Raw genomic sequence first — 12,625 nt, 5'->3', positions numbered from 1 at the left:
TGACCCTTATTCACTCCCTCCTCGAATGGCCATCTTCGAATCGCGCGAGGTGGCGATTGGTGGACCCTCGAGCGCGGCGCGCGGCGCCCATCCGAGGCGAGCCAACAGCGCGGGCTCGCGGCCCGGTTTCCAGATGAACGCATCCAGCACATAGTGCGTGGCCTGCGGCAACGCGAGCAGCGGCACCACCAGCGCCCGCAGGTCCGGCGAGAGTCCCACGCCCGCACTTCCAAAAAGGTCGGGCCGGTCGTGCCAGATGAAGCGGTCCCACAACAGTTCCTCGGTGAACGCCAGCGCGACGAGGAACAGGAGGAAGCCAGGGAGCCCCGCGCGGAGCACGGCGCCCGCCGCGCCATAGCGGCCCTCCTCGCCGCGTCCGCGCGAGTAGCGGAACAGCAGCGCGAAGTACGGCACGCCGTGCAGCACGACGTTCATCACCGTGAAGGTGAAGTCGTCGCGCGCGAGGACGATGCCGCCGAACCACGTCACCCACGTGGCGCCGACGAGCAGCACCTTGCCGACCTGGAGGCCCTCGCCACGCGCGACGCGCAGCCCCTGGAAGCCGAGCCACGCCACCAGCACCACCGCATGCAGCGCCAGCGCCAGCGTGCCCATCCACGTGGGGAGGCCCGGGAGGAAATCGCCCTCCACGAACCACCAGAACGCGCGGGGCAGGTTCGCATGCCACCACACGACGGGGCCCACGGTGGCGGCGTAGATGGCGGCGGCGTCCAGGCGACGCTCGAAGTCGGAGGCGCGGGCCTTGCGCGTGTACAGCGCCACCCAGCCGTACTGCTGACGGACGAAGTGGAACAGGGCCACGTAGGCGAAGAGCGTCCAGAACGCGCCCGGTGACACCTGGTGCGCCAGCACGCCCGCTACCCAGGCGACGAGGGGCGCGGCCATGTACAGACCGGGGCGTCGGCGCAGTTCTTCCGGGTCCAGGTAGGTGCGGAACAGCGTGGACCAGACGTGGGCCACGTCCACGCAGACGACGAGCAGGAGCCACGCCCACACAGGCGTGTCCCCCACCGTCCCCAGCCACGGGGACGCGAGCACGAGGGCCACGGAGATGAGCGCACTGCCGGCGAAGACAGCGAGGTCCACGCGCGGACCGAACAACCAGCTCTGAGAGGGCGCGAGGAGGCGGGGCATCCGGACCGTGAGGCTATCAGCCCCCAAGTCGACCGGCACCCAGGCTCGGATTGGGCGATGGGCCGCCGGGGCGATACAACCCCGAGGCAAGCGCGGCGCGCCTCCCGCGTAGTGCGCCTGTCGCCCTTCCGCCGTGAGCCCGCGTCCGCCATGCCCTCGACTCCCCCGCCCCCTCGCTTCCGTCGCCGGCTGCTGGCGGTGATGCTGCTCGCGGGGCTCGTCCCACTGGTGCTGCTGGGCGTCGTGGCCCAGGGCGCGCTGGAGCGGGTGCTGTCCGTCTCGGTGGCCCCCGTGGAGGCGGTGCTGGATGACGTGTCCCTGGACCTGGAGCGCCGGGGCCTGCCTCGCGGCTCCCTGGACGAAGCTCGACTCCATCTGGCCCAGGCGGAGCTGACACGTCGGGCCCTGGTGCGGCGCGTGCCCGCGTTCATCACCGTCCTCGTCCTCGTCTCGGGCTGCGTGCTGGCGGTGGCCGCCGTGCTGCTCGGTCGTGCGCTGACCCGGCCGGTGACGACCTTGACCGAGGGCATGTGGGCCTATGCGCGAGGCGACCTCTCGGTGCGGCTGCCCGCGACGGACCCGCCCCGGGACGAGCTTCAGTTCCTCCTGGGACAGTTCAACCGCATGGGCCAGGAGCTGGTCGCCCAGCGCGAGCGACTCAAATCCGCCGAGCAGATCGCCGCATGGCAGGACGTGGCCCGCTCGCTCGCCCACGAGCTGAAGAATCCCCTCACCGCGATGAAGCTCTCACTCGCGCGCCTGTCTCGCGCGGACACCGGGTCCCCTTCGGACGCCACGCGCGTCACCGAGTCCGTGGCCCTGCTCCAGGAGGAAGTGGAGCTGCTGATGCGGATGACCCAGAGCTTCTCCACCTTCGCGCGACTGCCCGCCCCGCGCTTCCAGGACGTGCCCCTGCGCCCGCTGCTCTCCGAAATCCGCGCGCTGTACGCGGAGACCTCGCCCGTGCCCGTGGAGCTCGTACCCGGTCCGGACGTCTCGCTGCGCGCGGACCCGGACGGCCTGCGCCGCCTGTTCGGCAACCTCGTGAAGAACGCCGCCGAGGCCTCCACCGAGGGCGCCCCTCCCGTGCGAATCGCCCTGGAGGCCGCGACGGAGCACACCGTGCGCGTCACCGTGACGGATGGAGGCAGCGGTGTCCCCGCGGTCATCGAGGGCGCGGCCCTCACGCGCGGTCTCTTCAGCACCAAGCCCGAGGGCAGTGGGCTGGGCCTGCCCATCTCCCAGAAAATCACCCACGAACACGGCGGCACGCTCCGACTGGAGCCCGCGCCCGGCGGCGGTACGCTCGCGCGCGTGGAGCTGCCCTTCATTCCCCCTTCGTCCCGCGTGCCCACGACATGAAGCCCGGCCCCCGCATCCTCGTCGTCGACGACGACCCTGGCGTCCTCAAGGCCCTGCGTGGCCTCTTGAGCGACGAGGGCTTCACCTCCGTGGAGGCCCGCTCCACCGCCGAGGCCACCCGCGTCCTCGAATCCCCCGAGGGCCTCCCCGCGATGATGCTGCTCGACCTGCGCATGCCGGGCGAGACGGGGCTGGAGTTCCTCGCGCGACTGCCGCGTCCCCTGCCCGTGCCCGTCGTCGTCCTGTCGGGCGAGGCCTCGCCATCAGAAGCCGCGCAGGCCCTGAAGCTCGGCGCCACCGACTTCGTGGAGAAGCCCCCTTCACCCGAGCGACTCGTCACGGCGCTGCGCAACGCCCTGGCGCTCGGCGCGCTCCAGGAGGAACGCGAGCGACTGCTGGACGCGCTCGCACGCCCAGGACATCTCGTCGGCGACAGTCCCAGCATGGGAGCCCTGCGTCAGCTCATCGCGCGCGTGGGGCCCAGCGACACGGCGGTGCTGATTACCGGTGAAACGGGCACGGGAAAGGAGCGCGTCGCGCGGGCGCTGCACCTGGCCTCGGGACGCAAGGGACGACTCGTCGCCGTCAACTGCGCCGCGATTCCCGCCACGCTGCTGGAGAGCGAACTGTTCGGCCATGAGAAGGGCGCGTTCTCCGGCGCGGTGAATCGGCGCGCGGGGCGCATCGAACAGGCGCACGGTGGCACGCTGCTTTTGGACGAGATTGGCGACATGCCGCTGGAGCTGCAGGCCAAGCTCTTGCGCGTACTGGAGACGCGCGAAGTGGAGCGACTGGGCGGCTCGGTACCCGTGCCGGTGGACGCGCGCATCCTCGCGGCGACCCATCAGGAACTGGCCCGCGCGGTGAAAGAGGGACGCTTCCGTCAGGACCTCTTCTTCCGCCTCAACGTCATGCCCCTGCACATCCCGCCACTGCGCGAGCGCCTCGAGGACCTGCTCCCACTGGCGCGCGCCTTCGCGGCCGAATTCGCCGGACCAGAAGCACCCCTCGTGCTGGCCCCCGGCGCGGAGACGGCGCTGCGCGCCTACCCGTGGCCCGGCAACGTGCGCGAGCTGCGCAACGTCATCGAGCGGCTCAACCTGCTGCGAGGCGGAGGACCGCTGACGCTCGGACCCGAGGCCGTCGTCGCGCCCCAGGCCACGGCTCCCACCACGCGCCCCAGCCTCGGCGAGAAGAGCTACCGCGAGCACGTGGAGGACTTCGAGCGGGAGCTCATCCGCGCCGCGCTCCAGGAGGGCGAGAGCATCGCCGGTGCCGCGCGGCTGTTGCAGGTGGACCGAGGCAACCTCTACCGGCGAATCAAGGCGCTCGGGCTCCCGGTGGCCTGAGCGCATCGACACCGTCCTCGCGCTACGGCCGGGGCTTCACGTCGGTGTTCTGCCCCGCGACGATGCGCCACGTGCCGTCCACGCGGTTCATCACGTAGCGCATCTGGGTCCGCAGCAGACCCGGCTCCGTGTTCTGGACACCGGGAGGCAGACCCGCATGTCCGGTCACCTCGTGCGTCGTGTCCACCACGGCCACGTCGCGCGCGGGGAAGCTCACCCGCCGGATGGTGACCTTGTCCTGACTGCCCTTGAAGAGGGTCTGGAAGATGGCCGCGTGGCGCTCCTGAATCTGCGGCTGTCCTTCGAACACCGTGCCGACGATGTTGATGAAGTCCGCGTCCGGCGCGAAGTCCTTGGACCACACCACCGCGTCCTGGCGGTTCCACGCCTGGGTCTGCACGTCCACCATCTGACGGATGTCCTGCTCGTCCCGCGCAGGGTCGACGTGCGCGCAGGCCTGGGACAGCAGCAACGCGCACACCAGGGCCAACCGGGTGGGAACACTGCGAATCACGGTGAAGCTCCTTGCTTGGAAGAGGGCCCGGCAGCCTGCCACAAGCCCGAGCGAAGCCGAGCCCCAGCGTCTCCCGCACTCGCACTCCCCGCGCGATTCTCGGCCAGCAGGAAACCCAGGAAGCCCCGGGTGCGATAATCCCTCCGGACCCATCCCCAGGTCGCCCCACCAGGAAGAGCCGCCCCATGTCGAACCGCATCGGCCGCCCCGCATTCACTCCCGCCACGCAGCCCGGGTCCGGCATGGAGCGTGAGCGCGCGGCCCGGCCCACCGGTGAGAAGGCGCCTCTGGGCCATGCGCAGGTCGACCAGTTCGAGTCCCGCGCCACGCGTCCCCAGGTCAGCGCGTCGCTGCTCGGTGGAGTCGCCGCGACGACGGCGGTAAGCGCGAAGGCGCTCGACATCCAGCCCCAGCTCCACGCGGCCACCGGCTACGAGGCGCGCTTCGAGCAAGGCGGCCGGAAGGCCAACGCCTTCGTGGAAGGCCAGGGACAGGTGAGCCTGCCCACGGGCCCCGGCCGAGGCCCCTCCTTCCACGCCGAGGCGGGCAAGCCGCTGACGGTGTCGGCGGACCCGGCGCGCTTCTCGTCGCAGTACGAGAAGGTGGAGCTGGTGTGGCGGCTGGTCCCCGGGGGCACGGAGACGGCGATTCCGCTGACCGACGGCAGCCGTGACGCGAATGGCCGGCTGAACATCCAGCCCGGGACGTTCACCCTTCCTCCCGACGCCACGGGCCTGGTGCGGCTGTCATTCCGCACCACCGGCGCCGACGGGCGCGTCAGCAACCAGTGGGACCCGAGCAACGACGCGTCAGTGGCCTCGAAAGAGGGCGCGACGGTGTCCTTCACCGAGGACTTCAAGACGCAGGTCGACGGCACGCTGCGCGCCGGAGACAAGGTCCAGCTCGCGTATGACCAGGACCGCCTCAAGGCGCTCGCGGGCGGCAAGACGCCCTCCGACGTCGTCGCCTGCGTGTCCTTCAACGGCGGGCCGCCCCTGGAGTTCCCGCTCGACCTCCAGGCGGGACAGGCCGGCAACGCGGGCGGCGACTTCCTGCCGGCGCTCCGCGTGCCCTTCGAGGCCACGGACATGCAGGTCTGGTTCCGGGGCAAGGCGGACGACAACACGACGTGGGACTCGGCCAACGGGCAGAACTTCAAGTTCTCCGTCGACGTCACGCGCGACGACGCCGAGCCGGGCTGGAAGAACGAGCTGCTCAAGAGCAAGAGCTTCCCCAACCTGAGCGCGGACAAGTTCGTGGGCATCGGCCCTTCGTCGGAGCGCTACAACTGCATCGCGTGGACGGTGGGCAAGCGCGACGAGTGGGTCTGGCCGGGCACGCGCGTGGAGGACTTCGACAAGCTGTACGCGGAGCAGGGCTACAAGCCGATGGACTCGTTGGATTTGAGCCACGACTCCAGCCTGGAGAAGGTGGTCATCTACGGCCGCAAGCCGATGACGGGCAAGGGTCCGCTCGAGGTGACGCACGGCGCGCTGATGGACGAGCAGGGCCGCTTCACGAGCAAGATTGGCACCCAGCCGCTCATCCGTCACAACAGCGCTGACGACCTCACCGGCCCTTCGTATGGTGCGCCCGTGCGAGTCTACGTGCGTCCCCGTCAGTCCCCCGTGAGCAGCTCATGAGCGCGCCCGGCGCCCGCTTCGACGCCCTGGCCGAGGAGTGGGAGCGGCACTGCGCGGAGCATCGCGAGTCGTCCAATCCCTACGTGTTCCTGGAGCACCCGTCGTTCGACGCGCTCGTGGCGCTGGGACGGCCCGCGGTGCCGCTCATCATCGAGCGCTATCGCGAAGGCAGCGTCTTCTGGGGCGCCGCCCTGCGCCGCATCACCGGTGTCACCACGTTCGGCGATGGAGTGGTGGGCAACCTGGAGGCGAATCGCCAGGGGTGGCTGAAGTGGTGGAGCGAGAACGAGGCCGCGGAGCCGCGCTGACCGGCGGCACGGACCCCCCGGACCCGGAGTCGTGTTCCGAGGGCACCGGACGGCTCGCGGCAATCGCCGGGCTCGATGTCAGTATCACATCTCGATTCGACATCAGGATGTGTCCATGACATCGGCAAGGCTGGCCAGCTCTCGTCCTTTCAAGCACTTGCCCCGACGCGGCGGCTGGAACGCAGCGTGCTCTGTCCCATGCGCATGAACCGCCTCGCGCTTCTCTTCTGCTTCGTCTCCCTGCTCGCCAGCGCGCAGCCCGCGCCAGACGCGGGCGTGCCCGACTCCACCAGCACTGTCGGCCCGCCTCCCACTCCCGCCGCGCCGCGTGCGTCCTCTTCGGAGTCGCGCAACGAGCGCGCGGCCGAGGAGGACGAGGAGGACGCACGTGGCGCGGCGCGGACGGAGTCGCGCAACGAGCGCGCGTCGGACCGGCGTGAGCGTCGGCGCGAGAAGGAGAAGCGCGCGGCCTGCGACGAGGACTACCTGGACGAGGAGATGGAAGACCTCGCCATCCTCCATCCGCTGGAGCTGAACGTGGATGGCCGCGCGCTCACGCCGGAGGTCATCGAGCTGCATGGGCTCAAGCGCCTCACGGAGGACCAGGTGCGCGCCTTCATCGGCTCGCCGCCCGCGGAGTCCCGCGCCCCCCTGCACACCCGCCACCTCCAGCGGATGCTGCGCCGCCTTGCGCACACCGGACTGTTCGCCCGCGTGGAGCCGCGCCTGCGCGTCCCCGAACAGGGCCCCGTCGTCCTGGAGGTGCTCCTGGAGGAGAACCCCGTCGTCACGTCGGTGGACGTGGAAGGACTCCAGGACCTCCAGCGCACCGAAATCCTCGACGAGGTGTTCCGCCTGCCGCCCCGCTTCCCCGACGAGGACGAGGACGACGAGGAGTTCACCGCCACCCTGCGCGTGAATGGCGTGCGCGGGACGCTGACCGTCAGCAAGCCGTGCCCGCCGCAGCGCCCGCCCCGGGAGTGGCTCGCTCGGATGGAGCGCGACGAGTACCGACCGGGGCTCGTCCTCGGCGGGGTGACGGCCGCGCTGCAGCGCGCGCTGCGTGACCTGCGTGGCGACGGCTACATGCTCGCGAGCCTGTCCGGCACGCTCACCCCTCAGGGCCACCTCACCGTCATCGTCGACGAGGGCCGCCTGGAGGGCGTGGACGTGGTGGGCGTGGACGGTTCCATCGCGGAGCGGGTGCGCGCCGCGCTGGACCTGAAGGCCGGAGACGTCTTCCTGCGCAGCGACGCGCGACGCGCCATGGAGCGCCTGGAGTCGCGCCTGCCCTTCCTGCAGGCGGCGAGCGTGGACACGGACTCCGACGACGCCGTGCGCCGACGTGACGCGCGCATCGTCGAGGAGCGCGCGGCCGACGGCGTGCGCCACTACCGGACGCAGGAGGCCCAGCGCAAGGAGCGCCGTCGCCGTGAGCAGGTCGAGTTCGACCTGAGCTGGCGCGAGCTGTTCGAGTCCTGGCGGCACGGCCACGACGGCGCGGGCATCACCCTGGAGGGACGACGCCTCGTCGTGCACGTGCGTCCGCGTCGTCCGGACCTGGACCTGGAGCTGCTGCCCGTGCACACACAGGTGACGGGGTTCGCGCCGGGCCTGGAGGGTTCGCTGCGCATCTGGGACTCGAAGGACCGCCTCCACACCACGCTGGACGCCGCGGCCTTCATCCCCCTGCGCTGGGGTGGACAGCGCCTGCCGGATGACCCGGAAGGCACGAAGCGTCAGCGCGAGCTGAACCTGCTGGGCGGCGCGCGCGTGGAGATTCCGGCGGTGGGCCTCGCGGAGCTGGGCGGTCAGGCGTACGACTTCACGGACACGCTGGACCGGTGGCGGATGAGCGACATCGACTCGTCCATCTACTCGGCGCTCTTGAATCGGCCGGACCGCGACTACTTCCGCCGCAAGGGCGTGGCGGCGTTCGCCACCTTCCGCTGGTCCGAGGACTGGCTCACGGGCGTCGAGTACCGCTCCGACCGCTACGAGACGCTGCGCAGCTTCACTCCGCCGCTCTCGCTGTTCCGCCGCGACTCGCCTCCCTTCCCCAACGCGCCGGTGGACGAGGGCCGCTTCCAGTCCGTCATCGCGCGGCTGGAGTACGCCAGCGGGACTCCTCGCGACGCGAAGGTGGGCTCGCTGTTCCGCACGCCGGAGACGCCGCTGTTCCACGGGGATGGAGACTGGGGACACAGCCCGTTCCTGCACGGCTTCGTCACGCTGGAGGTGGGCGAGGGGCCCGCCGCGACGGGTCCGGACGAGCGCTTCTGGAAGCTGCTCGGCGACGTGACGATGGTGGTGCCCACGGGTTGGGAGACGGGCCTGCGGCTGCGGCTGCGCGGCGCGGGTGGCGACAACCTGCCCGAGCAGAAGCGCGAGGCGCTGGGCGGCTGGAGCGCGCTGCGAGGCTTCGGCTTCAAGGAGTTCAAGGGCGACGTGTCGGTGCTGGGCACGGCCGAGTACCGGTGGCATGCCTTCGGCCTCTTCGCGGACCTGGGCACGGTGCGCGGCGCGGGTGAGTGGCAGGACGCGCGGCTGGGCGTCGGAGGGACGTTCCACTTCACCGACGACGTGCGCGTGGATGTCGCGTGGCGCACGGACGAGAAGGCCACGGCCACGCCCGAGGCGCGCCTGTTCTTCGTGCGGACCTTCTGAGGCCCATGACACGCATGGGGACACGGACAAGACGCACGCTCGGCGCGGCCCTGGTGGCCGCGGCGGGGCTGTTCGCGCCCGGGGCCTGGGCGGAGGAGCCGCGCGTCACCTGCACCGCCACCCTCTCCGGGCGGCGCGTGCTGGCTCGCTCGGAGGCCTTCGCGTTCCTCTCGGCGGAGCTGGACCGGCTGGTGCGGTTGGGGATGGCGGGGAAGCTGGAAGTGGAGCTGACGCTGTGGAAGCGCCGCGCGCTCTGGTTCAACACGCGGGTAGACGGCGCGCGACTCACCCAGGTGATTGTCTTCACCCGGGAAGGCTACGTGCTGGATGGAAGGCCGCTCCCGGCGGGGCCCGCCACGCTGGAGTTGGAGCGCGTCGCGTGGACCCTGGAGGCGCGGCCCGAGGAGGGTGAGCGCCTCATCGTCCAGGTGGAGGTGAAGCTGAACGTGGTGACGGCGGCCAGCCTGGGACGCATGGCCTCCTGGCTCTCGCGGACGGAGGGGGCGGGAGAGACAGACCGCTCCGTCGTGACGGGCACGCTGCTGCGCACCGTGGCGGAGGACCTCTCCCAGAGGGCCTCGGGACGCTGCGACGTCACGCCGCCGACTTGAGCAACGACAGCACCTGAGCGCTCCGGCTGGAAGCATGTCGGCCGGAGCGCCACGCGACGAGGCGGGGCTCCGAGCGCGCGCCCGGAGCACGACCTTTCTGTGCCCGCGAGTCGCGGACCTCATGAATCAAGGACTGCCCGGCTCTCACGCCGAGGCAAGGAGAACCCTCATGCGTTCATGGATGCTTCCGCTGCTCCTGCTGCTCACCTCGTGTGGGCCGCGCTGGGAGCCCGCGTCGGACACCGTGCATGTCTTCGTCCCCATCGACGCGGAGACCCAGGGCACCCACGTCCCCGTCCTCTATCTGGAGAAGGGCCACGCGCTCTTCTTCCCCGAGGGCGTAGGGGGACGCTCGCGCCCCGTGGAGCCCCGGCCCAGCGAACTCGTGGCGCTGGGCCAGCGCAAGGACATCGTCATCATCGCGGTGGACTCAGTGACAGGGCCTCGGGCGGAAGACCTCGGCGACGGGCGCACGCGCTACATCACCCATCCCGGCGGAAGCTGACTCCTTCTCAAGCGACGCGGACCACCGCGCGCCCGAAGTTCTCGCCACGAAACAGCCCGGCGAACACAGCGGGCGCGGACTCCAGTCCATCGACGATGTGCTCACGGTGACGGAGCGAGCCGTCCTGGAGCCACCGCCGCAGCTCCGCCCGCGCCTCACCGAAGCGCGCGGCGTAGTCGAACACCACGAAGCCTTCCATGCGCAGCCGCTGGATGATGAGGAACGGCGTGTTCTTCAAGCCCGCGCGCGCCTCCGGTGGCACGCCATAGTCCGCGACGAGTCCCGACACCACCACCCGGCCCTTCATCGCCATGCAGGTGAGCGCCGCGTCCAGCGTGGAGCCGCCCACGTTGTCCAGGTACACGCTCACCCCCTGGGGACACTCGCGTCGGATGGCGGCGGCCAGGTCCTTCTCCGCTCGGTAGTCGATGCAGGCATCGAAGCCCAGCGCCTCCACCACCCAGCGGCACTTCTCCGGGCCTCCGGCGATGCCCACCGCGCGAGCCCCCTGCCTCTTGGCAATCTGTCCCGAGATGGAACCCACCGCGCCCGCGGCGGAGGACACCAGCACCGTGTCACCGGCCTGGGGACGGCCCAGGTCAAGAATCCCGAAGTACGCCGTCAGCCCGGGAATGCCGAGCACCCCCAGCTCCGCCGAGACGGACTCCGCGCCAGGCTCTACCTTGCGCAGCCCGCGAGCGCTCACCACCGCGTGCTCCCGCCATCCCCAGCTCCCCACCACCACATCGCCCACGGCATAGCGCGCGTCACGCGACTCCAGCACCTCGCCCGCGGCCGCGCTGCCGATGACCTCCCCCAACTTGAGGGCCGGCGCATACGAGTCCACACCGCCCAACCGGGCCAGCGTGCCCGGGTCCACGGACGCGAACAGCGTCTTCACGCGAAGCTCCCCGTCCTGAGGCTCGCCCACGTCCACGCGCTCCACGCGGAAGTGCTCCGGCTCGGGCAGTCGAGGAATGTGGCGAGCGAGGACGACTTGACGGCTCGGGAGGGTGCTCATCGGCGGCTCCGGGTTCGAGGCGCCCCACCATCTTCCGTCCACCTCCCCGCTGGCAACCAGGACGCAGGACTTCCTAGGCTGTCGGCCATGACGAGCTCCAGCCCACTCCCCACCCATCCCCTCCTCGCCGCCGCCGTGGAGCTCGCGCCGCGCCTGTCCGCGCGCTCCGCCGAAATCGAGGCCGCGCGCCATCTCCCCCAGGACCTCGTCCAGGAGCTCACCCGCGCGAGCATCTTCCGGATGATGATTCCGGAGACCTATGGCGGGCTGGAGCTGCACCCCGCGCTCTCCTTCCAGGTCATCGAGGCCCTCTCCCGCGCGGACGGAGCCACCGGCTGGAGCGCGATGATTGGCTCCGCCACCGCGCTGACGGCCGCGTGGCTGCCGGAGCCCGTGGGCCGCGCCATCTTCTCCGCGCCGGACGTCATCACCGGAGGCGTGGCCGCGCCCCTGGGCCGCGCCGAGCGCGTCGAGGGTGGCCACCGCGTCACCGGCCGCTGGCCCTGGGCGAGCGGCAGCCGGCACTGTCACTGGCTCGTGGGCGGCGCCCTCGTCACGGAGGGCGGCAAGCCGCGCATGGTGCGCGAGGGCGTGCCGGAGACGCGCTTGTTCTTCCTCCCCGCCCAGGACGTCACACTCCACGACACCTGGTTCGCCTCCGGCCTGTGCGGCACCGGCAGCGGTGACATGGAGGTGAAGGACTTCTTCGTCCCGGACGACCACGGCTTCTCCTTCTTCGCGCCCCCTCATGTCGCGCGCCCGCTGTATGGCTTTCCCTTCGGTCTCCTGGGCCTGGGCATCCCCGCCGTGGCCCTGGGCATCGCCCGGCGCGCCATCGACGAGCTGACCACGCTGGCCCGGCAGAAGACGGTGGTGATGGAGCGCAGACTGCTGGCCGCGCGCCCCGCCGTGCAGGAGGCCATCTCCGAGGCGGAGGCCGAGGTGCGCTCGTCCCGCGCCTTCGCGCTGGAGACCATCCACGCCCTCCACGACGAAGCCACCCGAGGCCCCGTCTCCATCCGCGGCAGGGCCGACCTGCGTCTGGCCATGACTCACGCCACACGAAGCGCCGCGCGCGCGGTGGACCGCATGTACGAGGCCGCGGGCGGCCCCGCCGTGTTCCACACCAGTGCGCTCCAGCGCTGCTTCCGCGACGTGCACACCATCACCCAGCACGCCATGGTGGCGCGGCCCACGCTGGAGCTCACCGGCGGCATCCTGCTCGGGTTCGACCCGCCCACGCCGGTGCTCTGAAGAAAAAAGGGCCCGGCCTCCCTGAAGCGCAGGGAAGAGGCCGGGCCCCACAGGCGACGACGTGTCGCCTCCCCCTACTGCCGAGCCATCACTGTCTGGCGTTCCTTCTGCTCGTCGTGCAGGTGCTCGCCGGACACGTCCACCACCACCTCGCGCAGGGTGCCGCCCCGGAACGCGAAGGGCGGGCGGTACATCACGCTCACCGACGAGTTGTCATCCCGCCCGCACGTCAGCCC

11 protein-coding genes are annotated in these 12,625 nt (G+C 71.1%); 8 read left to right on the top strand and 3 right to left on the bottom strand.

Features of this window, described 5'->3' with window-relative positions; translation table 11 throughout:
* Positions 1 to 6: 6 nt before the first annotated feature.
* A complete protein-coding gene (locus HUW62_RS20310; RefSeq protein ID WP_176435357.1) occupies positions 7 to 1,155 on the bottom strand; it encodes a hypothetical protein in 1,149 nt (382 codons plus the stop codon).
* Positions 1,156 to 1,305: 150 nt separating this feature from the next.
* Between HUW62_RS20310 and HUW62_RS20305 the strand changes: the two genes are divergently transcribed.
* The gene (locus HUW62_RS20305) at positions 1,306 to 2,517 is read left to right on the top strand and encodes a PAS domain-containing sensor histidine kinase (protein WP_176435356.1); all 1,212 of its coding nucleotides are present in this window, start codon (positions 1,306 to 1,308) and stop codon (positions 2,515 to 2,517) included.
* On the top strand, positions 2,514 to 3,866 hold the full coding sequence (locus tag HUW62_RS20300) for a sigma-54 dependent transcriptional regulator (RefSeq protein ID WP_163866403.1): 1,353 nt from the start codon (positions 2,514 to 2,516) through the stop codon (positions 3,864 to 3,866). Before HUW62_RS20305 ends, HUW62_RS20300 begins: the two co-directional genes overlap by 4 nt.
* A 22-nt stretch (positions 3,867 to 3,888) precedes the next feature.
* Here the strand turns inward: HUW62_RS20300 and HUW62_RS20295 are convergent, their stop codons facing one another.
* A complete protein-coding gene (locus tag HUW62_RS20295; protein ID WP_240356437.1) occupies positions 3,889 to 4,380 on the bottom strand; it encodes an SgcJ/EcaC family oxidoreductase in 492 nt (163 codons plus the stop codon).
* Between the two features lie 185 nt (positions 4,381 to 4,565).
* Between HUW62_RS20295 and HUW62_RS20290 the strand changes: the two genes are divergently transcribed.
* From HUW62_RS20290 to HUW62_RS20270, 5 genes are all read left to right on the top strand, one after another.
* Positions 4,566 to 6,023, top strand: a complete 1,458-nt coding sequence (locus HUW62_RS20290) for a DUF6209 family protein (protein WP_176435354.1) — start codon at positions 4,566 to 4,568, stop codon at positions 6,021 to 6,023.
* Positions 6,020 to 6,331, top strand: a complete 312-nt coding sequence (locus HUW62_RS20285; protein ID WP_176435353.1) for a hypothetical protein — start codon at positions 6,020 to 6,022, stop codon at positions 6,329 to 6,331. Before HUW62_RS20290 ends, HUW62_RS20285 begins: the two co-directional genes overlap by 4 nt.
* Before the next feature lie 186 nt (positions 6,332 to 6,517).
* Complete coding sequence (locus HUW62_RS20280) at positions 6,518 to 8,998, top strand: hypothetical protein (RefSeq protein ID WP_368670443.1); 2,481 nt, start codon at positions 6,518 to 6,520, stop codon at positions 8,996 to 8,998.
* Between the two features lie 14 nt (positions 8,999 to 9,012).
* Positions 9,013 to 9,609: a hypothetical protein gene (locus HUW62_RS20275; protein WP_240356436.1), complete on the top strand. Its 597-nt coding sequence runs from the start codon at positions 9,013 to 9,015 to the stop codon at positions 9,607 to 9,609.
* A gap of 169 nt (positions 9,610 to 9,778) precedes the next feature.
* Positions 9,779 to 10,114, top strand: a complete 336-nt coding sequence (locus HUW62_RS20270) for a hypothetical protein (RefSeq protein ID WP_176435352.1) — start codon at positions 9,779 to 9,781, stop codon at positions 10,112 to 10,114.
* Positions 10,115 to 10,121: 7 nt separating this feature from the next.
* On the opposite strand, the gene HUW62_RS20265 is transcribed toward HUW62_RS20270, so the two are convergent.
* Entirely contained in the window at positions 10,122 to 11,135 is a 1,014-nt protein-coding gene (locus tag HUW62_RS20265) for an NADP-dependent oxidoreductase (protein WP_176435351.1), read from the bottom strand.
* Positions 11,136 to 11,222: 87 nt separating this feature from the next.
* Here HUW62_RS20265 and HUW62_RS20260 point away from each other — a divergent pair, with 87 nt between their 5' ends.
* Complete coding sequence (locus tag HUW62_RS20260; protein WP_176435350.1) at positions 11,223 to 12,389, top strand: acyl-CoA dehydrogenase family protein; 1,167 nt, start codon at positions 11,223 to 11,225, stop codon at positions 12,387 to 12,389.
* The last annotated feature ends 236 nt before the right edge of the window (positions 12,390 to 12,625 follow it).

It is taken from the genome of Myxococcus sp. AM011 (assembly GCF_013372595.1).
Classification (GTDB): domain Bacteria; phylum Myxococcota; class Myxococcia; order Myxococcales; family Myxococcaceae; genus Myxococcus; species Myxococcus eversor.
The sequence above is the reverse complement of the archived record's forward strand: the minus strand, read 5'-3'. Positions and strand labels throughout refer to the sequence as shown.